Source organism: Alcanivorax sp. HI0007, assembly GCF_001635525.1.
In the GTDB taxonomy this organism is placed as follows: domain Bacteria; phylum Pseudomonadota; class Gammaproteobacteria; order Pseudomonadales; family Alcanivoracaceae; genus Alcanivorax.
Map to the genome: position 1 here is coordinate 22,478 of NZ_LWEJ01000202.1, position 24,913 is coordinate 47,390.

At 59.0% G+C, this 24,913-nt stretch carries 24 protein-coding genes; 8 read left to right on the forward strand and 16 right to left on the reverse strand.

The window, feature by feature from the left end; genetic code table 11:
• Positions 1–9 precede the first annotated feature (9 nt).
• Entirely contained in the window at positions 10–1,917 is a 1,908-nt protein-coding gene (locus A3714_RS10335) for a hypothetical protein (RefSeq protein WP_063510057.1), read from the reverse strand.
• Positions 1,918–1,966: 49 nt separating this feature from the next.
• Between A3714_RS10335 and A3714_RS10340 the strand changes: the two genes are divergently transcribed.
• A complete protein-coding gene (locus tag A3714_RS10340) occupies positions 1,967–2,644 on the forward strand; it encodes a 50S ribosomal protein L11 methyltransferase (protein ID WP_063510058.1) in 678 nt (225 codons plus the stop codon).
• A gap of 170 nt (positions 2,645–2,814) precedes the next feature.
• Entirely contained in the window at positions 2,815–4,161 is a 1,347-nt protein-coding gene (locus A3714_RS10345) for a DegQ family serine endoprotease (protein WP_063525646.1), read from the forward strand.
• Between the two features lie 201 nt (positions 4,162–4,362).
• Here A3714_RS10345 and A3714_RS10350 read toward each other — a convergent pair whose 3' ends face one another.
• Both A3714_RS10350 and A3714_RS10355 read right to left on the reverse strand, forming a co-directional pair.
• Positions 4,363–5,145 carry a crotonase/enoyl-CoA hydratase family protein gene (locus A3714_RS10350; protein WP_063508223.1) on the reverse strand — a complete coding sequence of 261 codons (783 nt, stop codon included), beginning with the start codon at positions 5,143–5,145 and terminating at the stop codon, positions 4,363–4,365.
• 91 nt (positions 5,146–5,236) lie between these two features.
• Positions 5,237–5,878 (reverse strand): NAD(P)-dependent oxidoreductase, encoded by a 642-nt coding sequence (locus A3714_RS10355; RefSeq protein ID WP_063508222.1) that lies wholly within the window; start codon positions 5,876–5,878, stop codon positions 5,237–5,239.
• A 110-nt stretch (positions 5,879–5,988) separates the two neighbouring features.
• On the opposite strand from A3714_RS10355, the gene A3714_RS10360 reads away from it, so the two are divergent.
• From A3714_RS10360 to A3714_RS10370, 3 genes are all read left to right on the forward strand, one after another.
• Positions 5,989–6,876: a LysR family transcriptional regulator gene (locus A3714_RS10360; protein WP_063508221.1), complete on the forward strand. Its 888-nt coding sequence runs from the start codon at positions 5,989–5,991 to the stop codon at positions 6,874–6,876.
• A gap of 1 nt (position 6,877) precedes the next feature.
• The gene (locus A3714_RS10365) at positions 6,878–7,192 is read left to right on the forward strand and encodes a thioredoxin family protein (protein WP_063508220.1); all 315 of its coding nucleotides are present in this window, start codon (positions 6,878–6,880) and stop codon (positions 7,190–7,192) included.
• An 89-nt stretch (positions 7,193–7,281) separates the two neighbouring features.
• On the forward strand, positions 7,282–7,515 hold the full coding sequence (locus tag A3714_RS10370; RefSeq protein ID WP_063508219.1) for a hypothetical protein: 234 nt from the start codon (positions 7,282–7,284) through the stop codon (positions 7,513–7,515).
• A gap of 39 nt (positions 7,516–7,554) precedes the next feature.
• Here A3714_RS10370 and A3714_RS10375 read toward each other — a convergent pair whose 3' ends face one another.
• Entirely contained in the window at positions 7,555–8,586 is a 1,032-nt protein-coding gene (locus tag A3714_RS10375) for a zinc-binding dehydrogenase (RefSeq protein WP_063508218.1), read from the reverse strand.
• Between the two features lie 152 nt (positions 8,587–8,738).
• Here A3714_RS10375 and A3714_RS10380 point away from each other — a divergent pair, with 152 nt between their 5' ends.
• A complete protein-coding gene (locus tag A3714_RS10380) occupies positions 8,739–9,125 on the forward strand; it encodes a DoxX family protein (protein WP_062816996.1) in 387 nt (128 codons plus the stop codon).
• Positions 9,126–9,207: 82 nt separating this feature from the next.
• On the opposite strand, the gene A3714_RS10385 is transcribed toward A3714_RS10380, so the two are convergent.
• The 6 genes from A3714_RS10385 to A3714_RS10410 all read right to left on the reverse strand — a co-directional run bounded on the left by A3714_RS10385 (position 9,208) and on the right by A3714_RS10410 (position 16,399).
• On the reverse strand, positions 9,208–9,540 hold the full coding sequence (locus A3714_RS10385) for a hypothetical protein (RefSeq protein ID WP_062816997.1): 333 nt from the start codon (positions 9,538–9,540) through the stop codon (positions 9,208–9,210).
• A 349-nt stretch (positions 9,541–9,889) separates the two neighbouring features.
• The gene (locus A3714_RS10390) at positions 9,890–11,095 is read right to left on the reverse strand and encodes an acyl-CoA dehydrogenase family protein (protein ID WP_063508217.1); all 1,206 of its coding nucleotides are present in this window, start codon (positions 11,093–11,095) and stop codon (positions 9,890–9,892) included.
• A 14-nt stretch (positions 11,096–11,109) separates the two neighbouring features.
• The gene (locus A3714_RS10395; RefSeq protein WP_063508216.1) at positions 11,110–12,417 is read right to left on the reverse strand and encodes an acyl-CoA dehydrogenase family protein; all 1,308 of its coding nucleotides are present in this window, start codon (positions 12,415–12,417) and stop codon (positions 11,110–11,112) included.
• A 481-nt stretch (positions 12,418–12,898) separates the two neighbouring features.
• On the reverse strand, positions 12,899–15,226 hold the full coding sequence (locus tag A3714_RS10400; RefSeq protein WP_063508215.1) for a fatty acid cis/trans isomerase: 2,328 nt from the start codon (positions 15,224–15,226) through the stop codon (positions 12,899–12,901).
• A 112-nt stretch (positions 15,227–15,338) separates the two neighbouring features.
• On the reverse strand, positions 15,339–15,791 hold the full coding sequence (locus tag A3714_RS10405; RefSeq protein WP_231866199.1) for a DUF3429 domain-containing protein: 453 nt from the start codon (positions 15,789–15,791) through the stop codon (positions 15,339–15,341).
• A gap of 89 nt (positions 15,792–15,880) precedes the next feature.
• Positions 15,881–16,399: a DUF1643 domain-containing protein gene (locus A3714_RS10410; RefSeq protein ID WP_062817002.1), complete on the reverse strand. Its 519-nt coding sequence runs from the start codon at positions 16,397–16,399 to the stop codon at positions 15,881–15,883.
• Between the two features lie 52 nt (positions 16,400–16,451).
• On the opposite strand from A3714_RS10410, the gene A3714_RS10415 reads away from it, so the two are divergent.
• On the forward strand, positions 16,452–17,168 hold the full coding sequence (locus tag A3714_RS10415; RefSeq protein ID WP_063508213.1) for a nitroreductase: 717 nt from the start codon (positions 16,452–16,454) through the stop codon (positions 17,166–17,168).
• A gap of 3 nt (positions 17,169–17,171) precedes the next feature.
• On the opposite strand, the gene A3714_RS10420 is transcribed toward A3714_RS10415, so the two are convergent.
• From A3714_RS10420 to A3714_RS10430, 3 genes are all read right to left on the reverse strand, one after another.
• Positions 17,172–17,552 (reverse strand): hypothetical protein, encoded by a 381-nt coding sequence (locus tag A3714_RS10420; RefSeq protein WP_062817004.1) that lies wholly within the window; start codon positions 17,550–17,552, stop codon positions 17,172–17,174.
• 16 nt (positions 17,553–17,568) lie between these two features.
• A complete protein-coding gene (bla, locus tag A3714_RS10425) occupies positions 17,569–18,321 on the reverse strand; it encodes a subclass B1 metallo-beta-lactamase (RefSeq protein ID WP_063508212.1) in 753 nt (250 codons plus the stop codon).
• A gap of 191 nt (positions 18,322–18,512) precedes the next feature.
• Positions 18,513–19,028 carry an Hsp20/alpha crystallin family protein gene (locus A3714_RS10430; protein WP_062817006.1) on the reverse strand — a complete coding sequence of 172 codons (516 nt, stop codon included), beginning with the start codon at positions 19,026–19,028 and terminating at the stop codon, positions 18,513–18,515.
• 174 nt (positions 19,029–19,202) lie between these two features.
• On the opposite strand from A3714_RS10430, the gene A3714_RS10435 reads away from it, so the two are divergent.
• Complete coding sequence (locus A3714_RS10435; RefSeq protein WP_062817007.1) at positions 19,203–19,418, forward strand: dodecin; 216 nt, start codon at positions 19,203–19,205, stop codon at positions 19,416–19,418.
• Between the two features lie 93 nt (positions 19,419–19,511).
• Here A3714_RS10435 and A3714_RS10440 read toward each other — a convergent pair whose 3' ends face one another.
• From A3714_RS10440 to A3714_RS10450, 3 genes are all read right to left on the reverse strand, one after another.
• Entirely contained in the window at positions 19,512–21,167 is a 1,656-nt protein-coding gene (locus A3714_RS10440; protein WP_063508211.1) for a DEAD/DEAH box helicase, read from the reverse strand.
• Between the two features lie 221 nt (positions 21,168–21,388).
• The gene (locus tag A3714_RS10445) at positions 21,389–23,047 is read right to left on the reverse strand and encodes a hypothetical protein (RefSeq protein WP_063508210.1); all 1,659 of its coding nucleotides are present in this window, start codon (positions 23,045–23,047) and stop codon (positions 21,389–21,391) included.
• A 398-nt stretch (positions 23,048–23,445) separates the two neighbouring features.
• On the reverse strand, positions 23,446–24,913 hold a 1,468-nt coding region (locus A3714_RS10450), incomplete at its 5' end, for a GMC family oxidoreductase (protein ID WP_063527177.1).

The following is a 24,913-nucleotide window of genomic DNA, read 5'->3' on the forward strand; positions in this document are numbered from 1 at the left end:
GGTTGTTCGCTATTGTTTGTCCTTGGCGGTGTCCTCTCCTGAAACGGCCACCGCGTCGCTTGTCACCGGTTTGGCCACCGGGGCATGACTGACCTGCCAGTGGAAATCGGCGGCACCGCCTTCGCCTACCCAGGCCGGGAACCACAGGGTGTTGTCCATGGTGGCGTATCGTAGCCGGCGAATATCGATGTTGCTCTCCTTGGCCAGTTCAACCATGCGCTGCAGAACCTTGCCATGGTGCACCTGATCCACGTGCTTGATGGTGTCCAGCATGGCCTGACGCATGAGCCGGTTTAAATCATCACGGGCAATACCGGAAAAGTTCATCCGGTTAAGGTCGGCCAGGAAGGCATCAGCCAGATCATCCACTGAAGCAAAACGATCCTCCTTCTTCAGTTCTCGCAAGCGCTGATTGACTACCTCATCGTATTTTTTAAAGGCGCCATCATCCTCTGCGTCCGCCAACGCCAGAATCGCCTCGCCCAGACTGTCCATGTCCAGATAATCCAGTTTGGGGATAGCACCCATCAGATCAATGACCGTGGCTGGCATGCCTTCGCTTTCAAAACCCAGTCGTGGGGTTGCCCCCGGATGACGTTCATAATCGGTGATGCTTGCCTTGTCGTCCTCATAGAACATGTTCATGGTCATGCCGTTGAGGAAAGCATCGAATAACCCATCAGGCACCACCGGCATGTGGTTGCTGAAAAACATTTCCCAACCCTGATTGGAGTCCATATGCAGCCAGTCGCCGGGTAGGCGGGTAGCGCCAAGAGTCCGCTCGAAATCACTCATCTCGCCATCCACGGTGCCGTACTGGCCTTTGCCATACACGGAATCATAGGTAATGCGGGCGCCATCCAGATTGTGAAAATCGATGGCGAAGTGAATGCGGGGTTCGCGCAGGAACATCATGAAAAACTTCAATACCTTGACGCTGCCGATGGCAAAACGGGAGGGAATCGTCACCGACTGCTCGTAAAAATCCACCTGGAATTTCTGGCTGAAAAACGTCGGCAGGTAGGCATACCAGATGCGGGCCTTGACCAGGATGGATGCCCGCACCGGTCCGTCCTTGACGGCAATGGGAGTGGCCTTGATGTTCTTGCGGGTATCCAGATCCACCCGCAGGTTCTGGTTGAAAATGCCGGTACTGATGTTGACGTAAATGTTGTCGATGACATTTTCGTCCTTGTGTGGACCCAGCCGGGGGGACATACCCTTGATCTGGGTGAAATCCTTGGGCTCGTAGTCCATCTGCATCAGTGTGGTCTCGATACGGCCCTTGTCCAGGTCCACCTGCACATAGTCCGCCCGTGAGCGCTCGCTGTTGTTACGCACCAGGTAAATATAGCGGGGCTGGTTGCGGGGGGAATCCAGGCGGATTTCCTCCAGCATCCTGCCTTCTTTCAGTGAATGTTGCCGGGGATCAAAACGGTCCCAGCCGCCATCGCGAAACATGAAGGCCAGCTCATCGAAATCATCGAAGATGCCGGGTTTGCCCTCCGGCTTGTGATCATTGTGACCCTCGATCCAGATCAGGCCGGTCTTGTCGAATTCGTCGATCTGGAAAGGAATCGGAACCAGTTTGCCCGCCCGCACCGCCATCAGTGACAATTCCCCGGTGGGGATGCCGTTATGTCTGGCCAGCTGGAAGCCCTTCATCTCCATGGGGTAGAGGTAGGTGAACTGGGTGGTATCCAGGGCTTTCAGGGTGCGATCAAGCTGATCGGTGGAAATGTTGCGCAGGCCGGAGGCCCAGCGGCCCATGGCACTGGGGTCCGCCTTGTAGAAATCCAGGAAATGCTCGAAGTAGGGATCGGGGACCCCCTCGGTCCAGATTTCCCGTGCCTGTAATGGGCTCACCAGAGTGAGGAGAAGGGCGGTGAGACCGATCCATGCCTGTCTGCCGGTCATTTTGTTATTCTCTTGGACAATTTGGATTGGCGAAACAAGGCCCTAGGGTATGACAAGCAATCAGGAAAGAGTAGGCCTTGACGCCTTGCATGAACGGCTCCACCGCGTATTACCGGCGGTATCCCTGTCCTGCCAGGCTTTGCCGAAGACACCGCAAATCCGTTTGTGGCTGCTGGATGAGCTGTTTCCCGAACAGGCGCTGGACCCGCAAATCGTCAACGCGATCATGGAAGAGCCGCCGTACTGGTCGTTTTGCTGGGCATCCGGTCAGGTGCTGGCGGAATTTCTGCTCGCGAACCCGCAGTGGGTACAAGGGCGCTGTGTCGTGGATGTGGGGCCGGGCTCCGGGGTGGTGGCGATTGCCGCGGCGATGGCCGGCGCCAGTCGGGTGATTGCCTGTGATCTGGACCAGGATGCACTTACGGCCACCGCCCTGAATGCGGCGGAAAACCGGGTGAATCTGGAACTCAGCCAGGATCTGGACAGTGCCCTGGCGGTGGCGGATCTGGTGACCGCGGCGGATATCCTTTACGACCGGGAGAATCTGCCCCTGCTGGCCCGCTTCCAGCAGGCCAGTCAGGTGCTGCTGGCCGACTCCCGGGTGCCGGACCTGAATCCGCCCGGTTACCGGCTGCTGGGCCAGTGGCAGTCCTGTACCTGGCCGGATCTGGGAGAATCCAGCGAGTATAACGGGGTACGAGTGTTTGCCTCGGAACCGTCGCCATGAAGCAATGTCAGAAGAGCTGTACGGCGTAGCTATCCGCCCCGGCGGCCCCTGCATCTGCCGTAGGGAGGAGGGAAGGCCTCCACCGTTGTAAGTCGCTTTTGGTGTGTTTTCTCAATACAGGAGGAACGACGTTGTTGAATTCCAAGAATCCGCTATACCCTGCTGTCTGGATGCTGACACTCTGTGTCATCGCCTTTTCCCCGGCCCGGGCGGCGTTGCCATCGGCTACGGGTGACGGCCAGGCGCTGCCATCGTTGGCGCCGATGCTGGAAAAAACTTCCCCGGCGGTGGTCAATATCGCCATCGAAACGCGGATCCGCACTGCCCGAAATCCATTGATGGAAGATCCTTTTTTCCGTCGCTTTTTCAATATCCCCGAGCACCAGCAACGGGAGCGCCGTGCCGCCAGTGCTGGCTCCGGCGTTATCGTGGATGCCAGGGAGGGCTACGTACTGACCAATGCCCATGTGGTCAAGAACGCGGACTCCATCGAGGTGACCCTCACCGATGGTCGTGAGTTGTCCGCCGAGCTGGTGGGTACCGATGAGGAAGTGGACCTGGCAGTGCTCAAGCTGGAATCTGCCGAGGATCTCACTCAGATTGCCATTGCCGATTCCACGGGGCTGCGGGTCGGTGATTTTGTGGTGGCCATCGGCAACCCGTTCGGGTTGGGGCAGACCGTCACCAGTGGCATCGTCTCCGCGCTGGGCCGGACCGGCCTGGGCATTGAAGGCTATGAAAGCTTTATCCAGACCGATGCCTCCATCAACCCGGGTAACTCCGGTGGGGCCCTGGTCAACCTGAATGGCGAACTGGTGGGGATCAATACTGCCATTATTGCCCCCGCCGGCGGCAATGTGGGCATCGGCTTTGCCATCCCCACGGAAATGGCCGAGAACGTGATGCATCAGTTGATTGAGCATGGCGAAGTGCGCCGCGGCGTGCTGGGGGTGACCATCCAGGACCTCACCAGCGAGTTGGCGGAAGCCTTCGGGGTCAAGCGCAAGAGTGGGGTGGTCATCACTCAGGTAATGGAAGAGAGCGCGGCGGAAAAAGCGGGTATCAAAAGCGGCGATGTGGTGATTGCCGTGGATGACCGTCCGGTGAAGCGTGCCGCGGATCTGCGTAACAAGGTCGGCATGGCGCCGGTAGGCGAGAAGGTGAAGCTGACGGTGCTGCGTGATGGCAAAAAGCGCGAGATGACTGCGGTGATCAGCGAGTCCTCCGAGCAGGCATCCAGCGGTGAGACCGTTTCCAAGTATCTGGAGGGCGCCAGCCTCCGGGACCTGCGTAAAGGCGAGTTGCAACATGCTGAAAGCGGCGTGCTGGTGGATGAGGTGAAGCAGGGTTCACCGGCCTGGCGCGCGGGTCTGCGCCGGGGTGACGTGATCATCAATGCCAACCGTCAGGATGTGCAGAATACGGCGGAACTGCGTAATGCCATCGACGACAAGGATGGCACTCTGCTGTTGCGGGTCAATCGTAACGGTGGTGTGTTCTTCGTGGTGATTCGCTGATTCGGTTGAGTTGAACGTTCAAAGTTGAAAGTAAAAAAGCGCGGGCGAGTCTGGTGTTTAAAACTGCCAGGCTGTGCCCGCGTTTCATTTCTGCAAAAGCGCTGATGGCGCTGTAGGAGCTATGCTTGCATGGCGAACCTTGGCCAGAGCAACCGGATCGGCTGCTAGTATTTCACTGCCAGGGTGGTCATTCCACAAAACTCACTCTTCAAATTTCCCATGTCGGCCGGCGCCTTGCCGGAAACGTTCGGCGCCACCGATGGCTTCTTCGAACACAACCGGATATCCGCCAGCGCCTTCCTGACGCAAGGCTTCCTCCTGGGGCAGATCCCATTGTCGATAGGCAGAAAGCCGGTCAGCCTGCAGGCAGTGTTGCGGGAAGGCGGCGATTTGTCGGGCCAGGGCAATGGCTTCATCCAGCGCCATGCGGTCGGCGACCACCCGGTTGGCCAGTCCAATCTGCAACGCTTCATCGGCGGCCACCGGCCTGCCGGTGAGAATCATGTCCATGGCCCGGCTATGGCCGATCAGGCGTGGCAAACGCACGGTACCGCCATCGATCAGAGGGACCCCCCAGCGTCGGCAGAAGACGCCGAAAGTGGCTGACGTCTCCACCACCCGCAAGTCACACAGCAGCGCCAACTCCAGGCCGCCGGCCACGGCAAAGCCGCTGACAGCGGCAATTACCGGTTTGCTCAGCAGCATGCGGGTGGGTCCCATGGGCCCGGGGCCGCTGCCGGTTTCATCGATCTCATTGCGTCGTTGCGGATCCGACAGGGCGGACAGATCGGCGCCGGCACAGAAGTTGCCACCGGCGCCGGTGAGAATAGCCACCTTGAGGTCAGCGTTGCGTTCAAAGGTCTCGAAGGCGGTTCGTAACGCATCCGCAGTGGGGCGATCCACCGCGTTACGCTTTTCGGGGCGGTTGAGGGTGATGATGAAAAGGTCGTCGAGGGTCTCGGTGATTACCGGTTGTTCAGTCACAGGGCTATCCGTTTTCTGCCGTTTTCCGCATCTAACCATAAAAGAAAGCCGGAAGGGGAGCGGTGGTCGTTACCGCTCCGCTTTTCAGTTTTCAGTAGGCCAGGGTGAAACGCTGACGTTCATGTTGCGGATGGTCCACTTCATCCAGTAGTGCCACCGCATAATCCTGTACAGAAATCCGGCTGTTGCCCTGGTCATCCACCAGCAGATCATCCTGGCCCAAACGGAACTGACCGGTGCGCTCACCGGGGAAGATTTCCGCTGCCGGCGACAGCATGGTCCAGTTCAATGCTGACTCTGCCTGCAGCAGGGCCAGGGCATCCTGGGCGCCCAGAGCGGTGGCTTTGTACTCCTCCGGGAAGGCCGGGGTGTCGATCAACCGTGTGTCCGCCGCTACCCGCAGGGATCCGGCCCCGCCCACGATCACCAGGCGAGGCACGTCAGCGGCTTTCACTGCCGCGATAATGGATTTCACCCCCTGCACATAGTAGCCACGGATATCGTCCTGGGCGTGGCCGCTGAAGGAGCTGATAACCACCTCTGCGCCGGTGAGCGCTTCAGTCAGTTGCGCGGTGTTCTGTACGTCTACCTGTTTGACGCTCAGGTTGGTGGCCGTGGCATTCAGCTTTTTCGGGTGACTGACCAGGGCGGTCACCTGATGGCCGCGATCCAGGGCTTCTTCGCGCAGCGCTGAACCGATAAAACCGCTGGCACCGATCAATACAATCTTCATGGGGTATCTCCTGATTCGATGTGTTTCGAGCAGTATCGGCATTTGCACTGATTGGAAAAATAGCCTAATAAGTAAATCAGTGTTGTTGATTTCTAAACAGTGAGACTGGCGTGGAAGCGGAATACGATCTTAATGCCTTGCCCCTGTTTTTGGCGCTGGCCCGGGCGGGCAGCTTTACCGGCGCGGCGGAACAGCTGGGGTGCAACAAGAGCAAGGTCAGCCTGTCCATCAAGCGGCTGGAGCAGCGCCTGGGCGTGGCGCTAGTGACACGCACAACCCGCCAGGTGCAGCTCACCGAAGCCGGTGAGCGGCTGCTGGCCGGGCTGACGCCCCTGTTTGCCGAGCTGGAAGGCTTGCTGGATCAGGTGGAGACCGACCAGCAGACCCTGCAGGGAGAGTTGCGCATTACCGCGCCGGAGGATTTCGCGGCCCAGGTGGTGGCGCCGGCGGTGGTGGCTTTCAGTGAGTGTCATCCGCAACTGGAGATCGAGTTGCGAACCGGTGACAGCGTGGCGGACATGGTCAAAGAAGGTATCGACCTGGCCATTCGCCTGGGCTGGTTGAAGGATTCGTCCCTGCGCGCCACTCGCCTGGGCGAGTTCGAGCAGTTTCTGGTGGCGTCGCCGGCCTTCATGGCAAACCATGGGCCGGTCAGTCATCCCCGGGATCTGGCTGCCTTGCCCTGGGTGACGTTTACTCCTTTACCGTCACCGTTGACCTGGACTTTTTCCCGGGCAGACGAGCGTTGCACAGTACGCATGCAGGGGGCTCTGAAAGCCAACACCACGGCAGTGACCAAGCAGTTGCTGCTGCAACAGGCGGGCCTGTCGGTGCTGGCGGACTCCATTGCCGCAGAAGCACTGGCGCGGGGCGAGCTGGAAAGAGTTCTGCCTGACTGGGATCTTCCCGGAGGTGGCATTTACGCGGTCTACCCGCCGGGGCGGCATACCCCGGCCAAGGTGCGGGCCTTTGTGGAATTTCTGCGCGAGCAATTATGAAATGAGTTATGTGAAGACCTACGAAGAGGAAACTCTCAGCCGCGACGCCGTGGAGCAACGGTCGGGCACCTGGGTGCTGGAGTTCGGTGCCAACTGGTGCGGTTACTGCATCGCGGCCCAGAAGGACATTGAAACCGTCCTGGCCTCCCGAGCAGAGGTGAACCACGAAAAGATTGCCGATGGCCCGGGCCGTCCCCTGGGGCGTAGTTACCGAGTCAAACTGTGGCCCACGCTGATTCTGGTTCGTGACGGTCAGGAAATAGACCGTGTGGTGCGTCCCACCAGTGCTGAACAGATCCGCCAGCTTTTCCCGTAAGAGTGTCGCTGACGACGATCCTACGAGAGAAAATAGATAATATTTACTGCAAATTCATAAAAGCGCCAAGGAATGGCAGGGAAAGGTAAGTGAAATCGTTGGCCGCCAGGCAATTTGGCTATTTGGTGATCTCTTTTTTTGGCTTGGTGCAGGGGCTGTATTATTTTAGTGAGCCTGATGAACCATTATCTCAGAGGAGGAGTTCTCTTTGGATCTTTGAGGTGGCCCAAAATATGGGTTTTGGTTGGGTGGCCTTATTTCATTTTATTGCCGTCGGCTTTTTTATTTTCTTGCTGATCGCTGATTCCCGAAAGAACAAATAGTTTTCCTTCTGGTTTCTGTTCGCCATGCAAACATAGCTCCTACGGTTCAACGGGATTAGATGTTTCCAGCACCACCTTGCCCACCGACTGCCCCGAGCGCAGCAGAGCCAATGCCCCATGGGCATCGTCAAAGGCAAAGCGGTGCCCTACGTGGGGCGGTGGCAGGGCAATCGTTTGCAATTCTTCCAGCAGCGCCTGCATCCTGTCTTTCTGTTCCCATAACCAGATCAGGTTGAACGCCAGTACTGAGCGATTACTGCTGATCATCTCCATCACGTCGTAGCGGGGGCGGCGCAGATAGCGCCAGGCGGCTTTCAGGTAGTTGGGGCGGTTGTGGCTGGGAGTGAACTCGGCGGCACCGAAAACTACCAGCCGACCCATGGGATTGAGGGCGTCGAAGCTGGCGCTCTGGACCTTGCCGCCGATGGCATCCAGCACCAGGTCGAAGCGTCGTTCATCCCGTTGCAGTTGCCGGGCAAAGTCTGCCTCCCGTACCAGTACATCCGCAAACCCTTGTTGCCGCAGCCAGCTCGCTTTCTCTTCGCTACCTACCGTGCCGGTGGCGCGGGCGCCCAGCGCCTGTGCCAGTTTCATGGCCTGCAGGCCCACACCACCGGCAGCGCTGTGGATCAGCACTTGCTGGTCCGCTTGCAGGGCACCGAGGTGAGTGAGGGCGTACCAGGCGGTCAGGGTCTGTGCCGGCCAGGCGGCGCCCTGGGCATAGTCCCACTGGGGGGGCAGCGGGATCAGATAATCCGCTTCGCTGTCGATGACGGAGGTATAGCCACCGAAGCGGGTGACGCCCATGACCCGGTCGCCCACGGCAACCCCTTGTGTCTGCTGGCCGACTTCCTGTACCTCGCCAGCAAACTCCAGGCCGGGGATAAAAGCGCCCTGCGGGGTGGCGGAATAGAGCCCGGTGAGGGCAAAGATATCGGCAAAGTTCAGGCCGACGGCATGGACCTTGATGCGGACATGGTTGTCCGCCAGGGCGGGCAGGTTACCGGTATGCAGCGTCAGCCGCGCCATATTGCCGGCGCGGGGTGTCTGCCAGTAACGAAAAGTGCTCATCCCGTTCTCCGCCGCAAAAGCGAAAGTATGGGACGGGGCGTGGCAGAGCTCAATGGGCCATGAAGATAATGGTATTGAGGGTGATGGCACTTTTCTTTTCCCGGACGAACCGGTTGAATGACGGGCAACGAAATTCTTCACTGGGAGTAAAGATGGTCAACAATCCGGATATCGGCAAGTTGGTGCTGCGTTTGATGCTGGGGTTACTGATGTTGTTGCACGGTATCAGCAAGCTGCAGCATGGGGTGGGCTGGATTTCAGCGGAGCTGGCATCTCACAGTCTGCCGGGCTTTCTGGCCTATGGGGTTTTTATCGGTGAAATTATTGCCCCGTTGATGGTGATCCTGGGCGTGCATACCCGTATTGGCGCAGTGCTGATCGCCGGCAATATGCTGGTGGCTTTGGTGCTGGTGCACATGGGCGAGCTGTTTGCATTGAGCAAGACCGGAGGCTGGGCGCTGGAATTACAGGGCTTTTTCCTGTTTACCGCAGTTGCCATTTTCTTTTTGGGGGCAGGTAAATACGCCGTGAGGAACTGAGTGCAGGCGGAGTTTTTCGCACGCACTGTCTCAAGGCCGCCGACTCAACAGGGCGGCCTTTTTCGTTCAGGCGAGTCTACGCTCAGGTACAGTAGCGACCGTACTGGCTCAGGGCCTTGCTGCTGTGCGGATCCACCAGATCCACCCAGACCTGCATGGACGCCTGATCCCGGGTGTTTTGTAATTTGGTGAAGTCGCCGGCAACGATATTGCCTTTCAGGGTGTCGCCTGCCTGGGGTGTGGTGCCGTCCAGTTGCTTGACCAGCACCATGCCGCCACGGGTATTGAGCAGCATGTATTCGCAACTCTGACTGAGAATGACGGTGGCCTGTTGCTGGTTGGCGTGTGCAGTCTGACCGAGCAACATACAGCCCGCCAGACCGGCACCGAGCAGATGCAGTTTCAGTGCTGACATGGGGATCCCTTCCTTTTTATTGTTACACGTACACCTTACTGCGGCGTACTGGCCCGACCTGTTGTGCAATGTCAGTAAAGCTGTAACCGGGGTGTAGTGTTTTTTTACATTCCATCGACCAGGGAGCCTCGGCATAACTCCTTGCAGAGGCACCCTGGATGGTGGCACAGACGATGTCACCGCAACATCATCGTTATGTCTCTTTATGCATTAGGGATTTCGGCCGATAAAAGCCGTGGTGAGTAATAGGAAAGACATGGAAGCGCGGACGGAGAGGGCGGGGACCCGCAACAAAAAAGCCGCACCCGGAGGTGCGGCTTTCAGGTCGGCATGACTGCCGGGAGTGGGATTATTTCAGTTCCTTGGAGCTCAATCCCAGTACTCGGCGGGCAATGACCAGTTGCTGGATTTGCTGGGTGCCTTCGAAGATATCCAGAATCTTCGAGTCGCGGGCCCACTTTTCCAGCAGTTCGTCTTCGGTGTAGCCGATGCTACCGGCCAGTTCCACGCAGCGCAGGGTGATCTGATTGCCCACGCGCCCGGCCTTGGCCTTGCAGATGGAGGCTTCCAGGGTGTTGGCCTTCTTGTTATCGGCCATCCAGGCGGCTTTCACGGCCAGCCAGTAGGCCGCTTCCCAGTCCGCTTCCATGCGATAGATTTCCGCTTCCACCGCGGAGCAGTTGTCCACCGGCTTGCCGTAATCATAGGTCATGCTGTCCTTCAGCAGTTCCTTGATGCGCTCCAGGGAAGCTTTGGCGCAGCCGATGGCCATGGCGGCAACCAGCGGGCGGGTGTTGTCGAAGGTCTCCATGACCCCGGCAAAGCCCTTCTTGGTATCGATCTCCGGGCTGCCCAGCAGGTTCTCTGCCGGTACGCGGCAGTCATTGAAGTTAATGGCCGCCGTGTCGGAAGCACGGATGCCCAGCTTCTTCTCCAGACGCGCCAGTTCCATGCCCGGGGTGCCCCAGTCCACCACAAAGGACTTGATGGCAGCGCGGCCCAGTTTCGGATCCAGTGATGCCCAGACCACCACACAGTCGGCCCGGGAGCCGGAGGTCACATAGATCTTCTCGCCGTTCAGCACATAGTGATCGCCGTCCTTTTTGGCGGTGGTGCGAATGGCCGCGGAATCGGAGCCGCAGCTGGGTTCGGTGATGGCCATGGCCGCCCACTTGCCCTTGAAGCGCTCCAGTTGCTCGTCGTTGGCCACCGCGGCGATGGCCGCATTGCCCAGGCCCTGGCGGGGCATGGCCAGCAGGAAGCCGGTATCGCCGTAGCACATTTCCATGGCACCCAGGCAAACGCCCATATTGGCGCCGTTTTTCACGCTGCCGTCGTCCTGCACCTTGCCGCTACCGGTGGTGGCGGCGCCGGCGGAGTTGGCCGGATCACCCTCGTTGAAGCCATCCAGCACCGACGCCAGCATATCCAGCTCTTTCGGATATTCGTGCTCGCCTCGGTCGTATTTGCGCGAGATCGGGCGGAGGGTGCTCTGGGCCACCTGATAGGCGTTGTTGATCAGGGGTTTGAACTTCTTGGGAATTTCGATATTCATGGTTGTCTCCCTCCTTACAGGTGCAGGCCGCCGAAGGCGACACCGATGGCACGCAGATCCCGGTACCAGCGCTCCACCGGATATTCATGGGTGAAGCCGTGACCGCCCAGCAATTGCACGCCGTCGGTGCCGATCTTCATGGCCTTGTCCTTGACCAGGGTGCGGGCCAGATGGGCCTCACGCTGGAAGGATTTGCCCTGTTCGGCACGGCTGGCAGCGCGGTAGGTGAGCATGCGCATGGAATCCAGCTCGATGGCGATGTCGGCAATCATGAACGCCACCGCCTGACGGTAACTGATGGGCTCGCCAAAGGCGGTGCGCTCGTTGCAATAGGGCACCACATAGTCGAGCACGGACTGACAGGTTCCAACGGCCAGTGCACACCAGGCCAGGGTGCCCAAGTCAACAAAGGCACGGTAATCGAAATCACCGTTACCCAGGCGGTTTTCCACCGGCACGCGCACATTGTCCAGCTTCAGCGGACGCTGGCCGCTGGCGCGGATGCCCATGGAAGGATCATCGCCGGCCACCAGACCGTCGCTGCCACCTTCCACGATGAACACGGCGGGGCCGTCATCGGCCTGGGCGGCCACAAGGAAGATTTCTGCTTCGGCGGCCAGCGGCACCAGGGACTTTTCACCGTTGAGGACATAGCTGTCACCGTCCTTGCGGGCGGTGGTCTTGAGTGCCATGGGGTCGAACAGCGGATAAGGCTCGCACACGGCAATGGTGGCCTTGGGCGGGCTTTCTTCCGCGAAGGTGCTCAGGTATTTATCCTGCTGTTGCGCGGTGCCCCACTGGGTCAGGGCATTGGCCACACCCATGGGAGCAAGGATCGCCACGGCCTGGCCCATGTCGCCGTGGGCCAGATCTTCGGCTACCAGCATGCTGGTGACGGTGGAGCGCTCGGTGGCTGCGCCGCCCAGGGATTCCGGTACCGCAAAATAGTTGAGGCCCAGTTCCAGTGCCTGGGCAATCACCTCATCGCTGGTCTTCTGGGCGGCATCCGCTTCTTCGGCCTTGTCACGCAAGACATCGCGGGCAAAGGACTGCACGCTATCGCGAATCATCTGCTGCTCGTCGGTGATACCCAGATCGAACAGGTCGCGGGTATGGCCCGGGGCATTCAGCCGTTCCGGCTTGCTGCCCTGGTTGCTGGACTTGAAGGTGCGGGCCGTGGTGGTGAGCACCTGGAAGCCGCTTTTGGTGAGCGTGTAGGCAAGCCGTTCCACGGTCTTGCGCATGCCGATCTTGTCCAGCACTTCCGAGCTGGCCAGGCGGTTAAGCGCGGTCAGCGCATAACCAACTGCATCTTTTGCCATGAGAGTTCGCCTCGTTGTTGTGTCTATTTGCACTCGATTATGGACCGGAGGGGCTCAGTCACATTGACCAGTGTGACCGATGGGTCGGGCCAAGTAGCAACACGTTGGCGCCAAAGGCCTGGTAACTAAGGGCGATGAAGGGTATGGAAGGGAAGCTGGTAACGGCTATCATTTCTACGAAGCCGCTGTAGGAACGGAGCGCAGCGGAGTAACGCACGTAGTTCCGTGCGGCCCGAAGGGCGATCAGGAATCGCAGAGCTCGACAGGTCTATCCAAACCATCCCGATCCGGTGCCACCACAAACCTATTCGCCATGCGAGCATGGCTCCAACGGGGGGAAGGTGGCTGCACTGGTGGCCGAATCGCGCCGCGAGCGACGCTCCTACAGCCCGGGTCGTACCGTTGAGCGCGGGCAGGGCGTCATCCAATTAGCACGGCCCAACCCGCGTTGCAGCTTCTGGCTTGAGGCTTGCAGCTGTCTCTAGAGATTTTCATAGCGATTCATGTCCAGGACCCCGGCTTCGGTAGGCTCGTGTTCTTCCAGGTAGCGGGTCAGGTCGTGGAAGTAGGTCCAGAACTGTGGATGGGTTCGTCGGATGCCGAAACGGGCGGTCAGTGCCGTGAAATCCTTTTCTTTCTTGATCGCCTGCATGGCGGACACGAAATCCTCTACCTCCTTCGCTTTCACGTTGAACATGAAGTTGGGATAGCTGGCCAGAACACCGGGGTAGATCGTCAGGCTATCCAGCGGGGGCTGGTAGCGCAGCGACTCCCCCAGCATGAAGGCCACATTGGTGTGGGCCCGATTGCGAATCAGGGTATAGATCTCCCGCTCACCGTTGTCATTTTCCACGCGCAGCATGGTGACTTCGGGCATGAAGTTCACCGCTTTCAGGTCCTGGGCCAGGGTGGAAGCAATACCCACCAGCGCGGTTTCCGGCGCTTTTAACCAGTCAGCAATATCATTGCGATGACAGTCTTCCCCATCGCACCGATTGATCGGGTCAGGACGGGCGTTGATGGCGGCAAAACGTTTCAACAGGGCATCGTTGAATTCATTCACCGGGGTACGGGTCTGGTACTGGATGCCGGTGGGATGCTTGGTATCCACTGATGCGTAGCTCACATACAGACGCAGCTTGCCAGTGTTTTGGTACCAGCTTTCCACCACCGGTGTGCGCAGCTCACGGGGGAAATAACGCAGGGTATTCTGTTCAGCGCCATTACGGATCAGGTCGAAGTAGAGGCGGGTCTGGGCCTGATGGGAGACGGAACCAAAGACATTAAAGTTGACGACCAGGTTGTAATAGCTGCGCTCGAACAATGGGTAGTCCATCACCCAGGTGGTCAGGGGCAGATCCCCGATCAGTCCCTTGCGCACCGAGGCATTGTCATGGTGGCGGAAGATGGTCAGCAGGGCGTTGCGGTTTTCACCGTCGCCATCCCAGAGACTCTCCCAGGTGGGTCCCTGCGGGTCCTTTTCACCATAGGCCTGGTGCCGGGCGTTCAGGTATTCATTGCGATTTTCGCTGTACTTGAGCCACTGGGGACCCAGTGACAGCAAATTGTCTTCCTGGCCCGGCAGACCCAGAAGACCACTGACCTTGGCGCGGTAATTGGCGTCGGTGATGTAGAGGTCGTGATCGGGATCCTGAAACACGGCCCAGAACTGGTCGCGTATCACATCGGTGGCCACCTGACCCCGGCATACCGGACCTCGGATAAAGGTGCGCACAAAGTATTCGGCCTCATCCAGCATGAATTGATAACGCGCTCGCGCGGGGATATTCGCAAATGTCAGGAAGGGATTGGCCTGTTGTTCATAGCTGTAACCAGGCAGCTTTTCCACTTCCCAGTCGCCGGCAAAGAACTGTTCGCGGGTGCGAGCCAGTTTTTTATCGTTAAGGGCAAAGGTGATGTGGGTCTTGTGGACCAGGCTACCGCGCACCGGTGCCAGGCGGTACCAGAAGTGCTCGGGGGGCAAGTCATTCGGGCGCACGCTGTCAACGGGCTTCACCGGCTCGCCTGGAGGGGTGCTGGAGCGGTACAGCTTGAAGAAATGAGCCGGTTTGCTGTCACTGTCATTGCCGAAATACAGGTGGGCCAGGAACAGATGCTCGTAGAGCCAGCGAGCCACAAGTTGATGGCGCTTGTCTTGCTGGTTGAGCATTTTCTCCCAGGCAAGGATCTGGCGCTGCTCATCCTCTGACAGAGAAAACGTTTGGTAAGACAGCGGAGCGCCTTGCTGCAGCCATTCTCTGACGGTAGCAAACTCCTGGTCAGTGAGGCCGGTGACGGCCAGGGGCATACCGCCCATGGGATGCTTGTCGGCGTAATCGTCGAATTCTGCCGGAGTCGGGCAGCTGTTGATTCGCTTCAGCCCCAATACCATGTCATCCGGTAATTTTTCGTTGTCGGCAAAACGCTGCTCTCTGCCCAGCTCGAGCATGTTGTAGAGCAGCGATGACTCCATACCGTGGGTGCTGTCGATTACCGAAAAGAAACCCTTGTCGCGCCATTGCGCGGTGGTGAATGCATCTTCAAAGAGGCGGGTAGGCGGCACGGATTCGGTGCGCACACCATTGTAGACCTTGTTCTTGCTGGCGCCCCGGTCCAGCCCCTCCGGGGCTTCCAGTTTCAACTGGCAGGGAGCGTCGTAACAGCCGTGGCAAGCCAGACACTTGGTTTCAAAAATAGGCTGAATATCGGTCTGATACTTGAGAGGCCGCTCGGCAGCAGTCACAGGCGTCAGCAAAAAAAGCGCAGCAAACAGACTCAGACAGACCCGATATCGGGGAAACAAGGACATATCACCGTCTCCTTGTGAATTTGAATCAGTCTATCTGTGTCGGTGCGAAGTGGCTACGCTTGTGCGGCAAACGGTGCAGGGAAAAGCGGGAGAAACTGCATTGAGGGGAGTATCAGAACATGGGGATCATGGTGGCGGCCCAGCCTATCAAAACGGCAATCACGGCGGCGGCGGTCAGTTGGTGTCGCAAGTGGCGATACCAGTCGGGTAAGGCTTCGGTGAACACCATCTGCTCGGTGCCCCAGACAAAAACCAGGCCGGCAGCCAGCATGGGCAGGGAAAACTCCAGCGGCAGCAGCAAGGCAAACCAGCCCAGTACCGCCGGCATGATGCCGAATAGCAAGGTGGGGAACTGATTGCCGCGGTCAAATTGCTGCAGGGCTCTCCCCCAGTGAACGGCACCCAGAAAGGCAATGATGATGGCGGCATAGGCCGCGATGCCTTGCAGTGCCCACTCTCGACAGGTCTCTATCCAGGCCAGTACGGCAAGGCCGTAGAAAGGGATCAAGCCACCGTAAGCGAGCCAGCGTGCACGGCGAATATTGTTGACGGTATGAGGGCCCAAGGCGGTCATCCATGATGTTAGCGAATATCATTATTATCTTGCGCCCGGAGTGAAGGTGAAGACAAGGGAACCGCTGAGTATGGACGGCGCTACTCAGAGGCTCTCAGGGGGCTTGGCTCGCGGACCTTCCAGGGTGTGGGGGTGAGATGTTTGGGCAGGTAAAGCGGGTGGGCCGGTTCTCCGGAGCCGTTGAGGCGAATGCAGTGCATGGCGGGTAATCGATCAGACACGATGCGAGCACGGTTCATGAATCGGCCATGGTTGCCCCAGGCTGCGACGACCAGGTCCGCCTGACGGGCCAGCTTGCGCAGCCATCGGTCATTTTTCGGGCCCACCGGGTTGTCGGTGGCAAACAGGTCCTCCGGGTAGGTGGCCCGGTAGGCAAACAGGTTGGCCACGCACAGGCCGGAGTAGCCCCAGTCCCGGGCGAAGCCCATGCAACGGCGGATGGTCGGGTCATCCTGACGATGGTCGGCAGTGGACGGATTCAGACCGATCAGCAATAAAAAATCATCCCCGGGGCCCCAGTGTCGCCACAGGGCATAGCGATATTGGCGGCAACGGGAAAAATTGGCGCTGCGTTGCAGGGTAGGGACGGACTTGGTCATGGCTGCGTATTGTAGGCATCTGCCATGATATGACCAGCAACAGGAGACGTTAATGGAATTCAGTGATGTGATACGGGCTCGCCACAGTGTGCGTGCCTTTACCGATCAGCCGGTGAGCGATGACCAGCTGCAAGCGCTGCTTGCCGCTGCCACCACGGCCCCAAGCTGGTCCAATACCCAGCCTTATCAGATCGCCATTGCCCGGGGAAAGGTACTGGAGAGTCTGCGAGAGGAATTGCCTCCGCGCTTTGACAAACTGGCGGCGCTACAGAAAGCCCCCATGACAAAAAAAGTGCTGGCCTGGTTGCGCAAGGACGGCATTCCCGACGGCGATTTTCGCCCGGTTGTGAATTATCCCGATGATCTGCAACCCCGCCGAGTGGCTACCGGACGCAGGCTTTATGAGTTGCTGGATATCGGACGGCAGGACAAACAAGCTCGCCATGAACAGATGCGTGACAACTTTCGTTTCTTCAATGCTCCGGTCGCGTTGTTTGTTTTTATCCATGAAGGTCTGGGTGTCTACAGTGCGCTGGATGCCGGTATCTTTCTGCAGAATCTGATGTTGGCGGCCACCGATGCGGGCCTGGGCACCTGTGCCCAGGGGGCGCTGGGGCTGTGGCGCTCGCCGCTGGAGCAGCATTTCCGGTTGCCAGACAACTACAAGTTGCTGTGCGGGTTGTCGCTGGGTTACGAGGCAGATACCCGCATCAACCAGTTCCGGCCGGACCGCCAGCCTCTTGATGCGTTATTGATCCCGGAAAAATAATGCTCAGCGTGCCGTGAAGATACGCAGAATGGGGAAGCGGTGATAGCCAAAGAAAACCATCTTGCGTTGCGATTCCCCGGCGGCAAAGGAGCCTTCCAGGCCGGTAGGGTGGCGCCGCTCTCCGTTGGCAAATTCTGCTACCAGATAGTTGTTCTGCAGCAGTCGCTTGCCTCCATCCCGGTTCTCCAGGGTGACCAGGGCCCAGCGTTCTCCGCTGTCACTGCTGAGCGTGTTGGCTTCCCGGATGCGAAAGCTGCTGGCGTTGGGCTGCAGCGGGCTGTCGCGATCAAAGCGGGCCTCACCGTCAATTTGCACCGGGGTGTCGAAACGCAAAACCGTATCGTTGTCAGCCAGGGCAGCCGAACTGGCAGCGGTGACAAACATCCCCGTTAGCAGGGCGTTACGGATTCTCCAGAGCCCGCGCGGCCAGGTTACGAGTATGGGTAAGCAAGCTGGCATCGCCGATGTCTCCATGGCCGGGGACGACGATACTGGCATCACCGTAGTGAGCCAACACATTGTCCATGGCAACAGGCCAGTGGCTGGCGTCCGAGCCTTCCACGTGGCCGATAGCAGTGGCCGAGCCTCCCTTTACAGCGCACCCGCCGATCAATACCTCATCGCGGGCATACCAGACAAGGATGTTGTCAGGGCTGTGCGCCGGGCCCGGGTAATAGAGTTCCAGATTAGCGAACGTGATCCGTGATTGCTCCGTGAAAGCCTTGAGGAGCCGGGGCAGGGGAATGTCCGGATCGTAAAAGGTATCGGGATCGTTGCGGGCGAGGGCCAGAGTGGCTGGATGCGCCCAGGCGGGAATCCCCCGTTCCGCCAGCGTTCTGGCGCCGCCCATGCGGTCGTCGTGGGAGTGCGTGAGGATGGCCCGATCCGGCACCTTGCCGAACTGCTGTTCGATCCAGTCTAACAACAACGCCGTGGGGGCGTCTCCCCAGGCGGTGTCGATCAGGGTGAGGGCGTTCTCTTCGACGATAATCAGTCCGTTGGAGGGGTAGCGCTGACCCTGAATGACTTCCCAGGAACGGTGCACCCAGGTGTGTTGGGTCAGCGGGTAGACCTGCAGATCATCGCTGAGTCGGATTTCATCTGCGTGCAAAGGCAGGGAGAACAATACCAGCAGGGCAACAACGATGCGCATCACGAACCTCCGGATCAGGAAGCCCATGGTACGACGGTTTACGATCGGCCGTGTGACAGGGTTGGCACCGGGAAAGAGTTTTTCATTTCCGTAGGGTGCACTGAGCCTAAGCGAACTGCACCATCGGGCGTTGGATTGGTGCAGTTCGCTTAGGCTCAGTGCACCCTACGGGAAGTCATGGTTGCCCTGTCTTAATGAATCTCGATGGTCTTGCTGGCTTGTCCATGGTGTTCGTGGCGGGGAATGGTTAGCGACAGCACGCCATTGTGGAACACCGCTTCCATGGCCTCACCATCCGCATCGGTGGGTAGATTGAGCAGGCGCTGGAACTGGCCGAAACGGCGTTCGCTGTAGTGATAGCCATCCCGCTCCGAGCTCAGTGCCTCCTGCTTTTCACCAGCAATGGTCAGGGCGTCCTGATGAAGCGTGATGCGCAGATCCTTTTTTTCCACACCCGGGAGTTCTGCGGTAATCAGGTAATGATCATCACGCTCAAGAATGTCCAGGTTGGGACGAAACGGGATGCTGGGTTCGGCGTGGGGCGCTGGCGTCGTCCAGGCCATATCGCCCAGCATCTGTTCAAACCAGTTGTCGAACTCTCGTTCCCAACGCAACAGCGGATGGCGAGGTTGACGTTGCGGCAACGGCCGTTCCCGGCTGCTTTCCTGGCGCAACCAGTTCCAGGGCGTCATTTTGTGCATATCCATCGCATGACCTCCTTCTCGAAAGGAAAGTGCTTTCCCTGTCTGTTTTGAGGGAAGTGCGCCCCGGTTTCAATGGTTTTTTGATTAATCTTTAAACAATGTCATGGAGGTGACCCTTGTAATCCCGGGTCTTGAGTGTCACAGATGAAGTGACCGAGGACAGAAAAGGAGAGCGAAATGTCCGATCATCACGTTTACAAGAAAGTGGAACTGGTTGGCTCATCGAAAACCGGCATTGAGGACGCCATCGACAACGCTCTGGCCACTGCCAGGGAAAGCCTGAAAATGATGGACTGGTTCGAAGTGACCGAAACCCGCGGCCATATCGTGGATGGCAAGGTGGGGCATTATCAGGTGAGTTTGAAGGTGGGCTTCCGGATTTCCGGGTCTTGATAACGCGTTACGAGGAGCGAGTTTCGAGAAACGAAGAACAGCAATCCGTTGGAGACTGTTTTTGCTTCTTTCAACTCGGTCCTCGCGACGGTTTTAAACCGCTTCCAGATCCAGAGAACGCTGGCAGACCCGCGCGGTGCGGATCACGTGGAGCTGGCGGGGAGACAGGTCTTCCGGCAATTCCACGGTGCTGTGGTCCTGGTGGATCTTGATCGGGCCGATCAGGCGGCTGGGCAGTTTGGCTTCGTTGGCGATGGCACCAACAATGTTGCCCGGCTTGACACCGTGGTCATGGCCGACCTGAATCCGGTAGCGACGCATGGTCTTGTCGCTTTTGCCCCTGTTGCCACGGGGGGCACGATCCTCGCGGCGGCCGCCGGCAGCGTGGGCCGGTTCGCGACGGGAGCGGGTTTCCTTGATCATTTTCGGTTCTTTCAGAATCAGCGGTTCACGTTTGAACATCATCACCGCCAACGCAGTGGCCATGTCGTTGTCACTGACATCCATGCTGTCGCGTAGCTGATTGACCAGAGCGCGGGTTTCGTCCAGACCGCTGCCTTCCAGTACGGTGGTGAGCTGCTCCTGGAAACGGGCAATGCGCTTGGCGTTCAGGTCGTCCACGGACGGCAGGGTCATCTTTTCGATGCTCTGGCGGGTGGTGCGCTCGATCTGACGCAGCACGTGTTGCTCACGACGGGAAACGAACAGGATCGCGTCACCCTCGCGACCGGCACGGCCGGTACGGCCGATACGGTGTACGTAGGCTTCCGGGTCACCGGGCATGTCGTAGTTCACCACATGGGTGATGCGCGGAACGTCCAGGCCCCGGGCCACCACATCCGTGGCAATCAGCAGGTCAAAACGCTTGTCTTTCAGCCGTTGAACGGTTTTTTCTCGCTGTTGCTGCGGAATGTCGCCGTTGAGGGCTTCTGCGCGCAAATTGCGACGGTTCAATTGATCCGCCAGTTCCAGGGTTGCCTGTTTGGTTCGCACAAAGACGATCACGGCATCGTGCTCTTCGGCTTCCAGAATGCGGCACAGGGCATCCAGTTTGTTCAGCCCGGCGACCGGCCAGAAACGCTGGCGAATGCTGGTGCCGGTGGTGGCGCCGCCATTGTCGATGCGTACCAGCTTGGGGTTCTTCAGATGCTGGTCGGCCACCTTGCGAATCACCGGTGGCATGGTGGCGGAGAACAATGCCAGCTGGCAGTCGTCCGGGGTCCGTTCAAGTACCCATTTCACATCGTCGATAAAGCCCATGCGGAGCATTTCATCTGCTTCGTCGAGTACCAGTGCCTGCAGGTTGGTCAGGTTCAGGGAGCCACGTTCGATGTGGTCCATGACACGTCCGGGAGTACCGACAATCACCTGGGCGCCGTCACGCAGGCCCTTGAGCTGCGTACGGTATTCACCGCCGCCATAAATCGGCAGTACCTTGAGTCCTTTGATGCCCTGGGCAAACTCTTCGCAGGCTTTGGCCACCTGGATAGCGAGTTCGCGAGTGGGGGCAAGAATGAGCATTTGTGGTTGACGCAGGGATGCATCCAGCCGTGCCAGCAGTGGCAGGGCGAAAGCGGCGGTTTTACCTGTGCCAGTTTGTGCCTGGCCCAGCAGGTCGTGACCATCGAGCAACAGCGGGATGGCTTGCGCCTGAATCGGCGACGGCTCCTGGAAGCCCTGGCGGGCAATCGCAGCGAGCAATACCTCGGGCAGGCCTAAATCGGCGAACCCGGAACGGGAATCTGACATGTGTTACCTATGGATTGGGAGGAGGGGCCGAGCGAGCGTCGGCGAGGACGCGGGAGTATACGCGTGTACAGGAGTTATTGCACGTTTTTTCGCCAATTAGGCTGGTGGCCCTGGCGCCCCGTCTCCCTGTAGGAGCCACGCTTGCATGGCGAACATGCTCGATGTTGCTGAGGCTTTTCGCCATGGCGAGCATGGCTCCCACGAAATTTTCAGAGGCTTTCCTAGTTCAGCGGATAGGCGGTCCAGCCGTCGGTCCAGTTCTGTACGCTACCGGGGCGTACTGCCCCCAGATAATTGGCGGCTTCGTCCCAGAATTCTCCCTGGGGAATGGGGCTGGCGCCGTTGCGGGCCGGAGACCGGGAGGTGGGGGCGAAGTCCGGGTGGGAGGCGCTGGTGGCGTCACGGGTCAACAGCGGGTCGGTGCCAAACTGGGCGGCCACGGCGCTGCTCTGGAAGTAACGGCGCTCGTCAAAATCACCATCATCGTCGTTGTCACCGGTTTCCGGGTCGAAGAAGGTCAGCCCGCGACTGCCCACCCGGTTTACCATCATGCTCTGGAAACTCAATTCTCCCTGCTCAATGCGCGCTACGGTTTCCGTGCCTTTCAGGTCGATGGTTTCACCGGAGAAGCCATCGATGATGATGTTGTGGAAATGCCCGCCGGAGCCAGCCTTGAGTGTCATGGCACGGTGGTATCTGTCGTGGCTACGGGGACTGATCAGGGTCACGTTGTACATGGTCGGGGCAGAAACAGGAGACGCATCCGGGTTGCCGGACTGGTTGTCCCCCTCAAAGGCATTATCGCCGGTATCCGCATGTTGCTGAATGGCGAGAAACTGCACCCGGCCACGCCACCCCATATCCCAGTCCAGGGAATCGTCGCCGGCACCGGTGATGACGATGTTCTGCAAGTCCACGGTGCCGCCAAACACTTCGATGCCGTCGTCCAGGGCGCGATGTACCTGGACATGGCGAACAATGGTGCCATCACCGCAGCCGCCCAGGGTGAGTCCATTGAGCTCGTTGTTGGCATATACCTCGAAGCCGGCGAATTCGATGCGGGTATATTCCATGATGCCGCAGGACGAGCCGGCATCGCTTCCGCCGAAGGCGCCCCGGGTATCCCCGTGGGGTACCCCTTCGATCTGTGCGTCGGCCCTGTTCACCGGCGCGCTTCCCAGCATGACCACCCCCCCCCAGTCGCCGGTTGAACGGCTCCCCTCAGGCTGATGGCTGGTAAAGACGATGGGAGCCGTCTCCTGGCCCCGGGAAAACAGGGTCGCGCCGCGGGTAATCACCAGGGCAGAACCGGGTCGGCCCTCGATACGGGTACCGGGTTCGATGGTCAGGCTGGCACCGGCTTCCACATAGACGATGCCATCCAGAATCCAGGTGGTGCCGGCATGCCATGTCTGGTTACCCAATAAAGCGCCTTTTATTACCTGTTTGCCGGCAATCATCTGGTGCAGAGGTTGATAGGCAAAGTAGCCGATCACACCAAGCATGATCGCAGCCAGTCCCAGCCAGGCGTACATCCAGTGAAATCCTGCGTTGCGGCTGCTGGCAAGGGAGGAATGGCCGAGGGTTTCGGCGATGTCCGGGTTGGTGATGGGCAGCGAGGAGCCGGGAGCTGAGGGCCGCTTGTGTAGCAGCATGCCGTCGCGATTGGCATCCTGCAGTTTCAGACCCAGGTTACGGATTTTTTTGTTCTCGCTATTGACCGCCCGCTGAATCACTTCAGCACGATAGGCCGGGTCGTTGAGAAGCGTATTGAAATGAACAAACCGCAGGCTGCTGTCGTTTTCCTGATCAAAATTTTGCTTCAGCTGCCACAACAATTCCACAAGCTGTGCACGCGGAGACGATACTTCATCCACCATAAATCCCCCCAATCGGATCAGGCGATATTCGAAAAGAGGCAGTGTGTAAAAGAAAGATGACAGGAAGGTGAAAAGTCGAAAGCTACAAAGCCAGGCTATTTGGATAGGCAAAGGTTGGGAAATTCCCGAGACCCTGGCATTGCTACGAAGCCTCTGTAGGAGCGGAGCTTGAGCCGCGAACCGCGCTTGCGCGGAAATCGCCCGCTGGGCGATCAGGAATCTCAGGGCTCGACAGGTCTATGCATTTCTCCCCAATCTGGAGCAACCTGCGAACCTATTCGCCATGCGAGCATGGCTCCAACGGCGAGGGGCTGGGCAACCTACCACAAAAAAACGCGGGCAGGGCGCTATCTGATTAGCACGGCCCGGCCCGCGTTGTAGCTTGAGGCTTGCAGCGGTTACTCCCCGAGAATGGCGTCAGCCCCTTTCTCGGCAATCATCACCGTCGGCGCATTGGTGTTACCGCCGATCAGGGTGGGCATGATGGAGGCATCGATGACGCGCAGGCCTTCCAGGCCGTGCACGCGCAACTGACTGTCGACCACCGCCATGTCGTCGTTGCCCATCTTGCAGGTACCCACCGGGTGATAGATGTTGTCGCATTTCTGACGCAGGAAGTTACGGATGTCCTCGTCGCTTTCCACATCGTTGCCGGGGAAGATTTCATCACCCCGCCAGTCGTTGAGCGCATCCTGGGCCATGATCTTGCGCATGGCCTTGACGCCGCGGACCATGCCTTCCATGTCATCCGGGTGTTCCAGGAAGCGCGGATCGATCAGGGCCGGGGAGCGCGGGTTGGCATCGCGAAGGGTGATGTTGCCCCGGCTCTTGGGACGCAAAATGCAGACGTGGCCGGAATAGCCATAGCCCATGCTGAACAGCAGGTTGAGGCCGTGGTTATCCAGTTTGGCGGCGGTCAGGTGCAGCTGCAGATCCGGGATCGTTTCTTCCGGACGGGATTTGATGAAGCCGCCGGCCTCTGCCACGTTGGAGGTAAGCTGTCCGGTGCGACGGTAGAAGAAATCGATAAAGCCTTTCAGGCCGGTAGTGAGCAGGGCGCCCGGCGCCAGGCTCAGGGTGTCCTTGCGCAAGCTCTTGTGGACCACCAGGGCGTCCGGATGATCCTGCAGGTTTTCGCCCACGCCAGGGAGTTCGTGCACCAGCGGGATGTTGTGCTCGGCCAGTTCCGCCGCCGGGCCCACGCCGGAGAGCTTGAGAATCTGTGGGGAGTTGATGGCACCGCCGGAGAGAATCACTTCATTGTCGGCCTTGAGAGTGCGGATCTGGCCGTTGTGTTCCACTTCCACGCCGATGGCACGCTTGCCGTCGAACAGAACCCGGTTTACCAGGGCGCCGGTCATGATGGTCAGGTTGGGCCGGTCCATGACCGGGTGCAGATAGGCGCGGGATACGCCACAACGCTCCCCGTCCTTCTGATTCACCTTGTACATGCCCATGCCTTCCTGGACATCGTTGTTGAAGTCATCCGTGGCGGGGTGGCCCGCCTGGACGCCGGCTTCGATAAAGGCCCGGCTGACAGGATGGGTGAAACGCAGGTCGGCAATGTTGAGCTTGCCGTGGGTGCCGTGGAATTCGCTCTCCCCGGGCTCATAGTGTTCACAGCGTTTGAACACCGGCAGGACATCGTCAAAGCTCCAGCCTTCATTTCCCAGTGATGCCCAGTGGTCATAATCCCACTTGTGGCCGCGGGTGTAGCACATGGCATTCACCGCTGAAGAGCCACCCAGGGTCTTGCCCCGCGGGATGTAGATCTGGCGGTTGTTCAAGGCTTTCTGGGGTACCGTGTAGTAACGCCAGTTACGCGCGTTGGAACGCATCATCAGAATGATGCCGGCAGGAATGCGA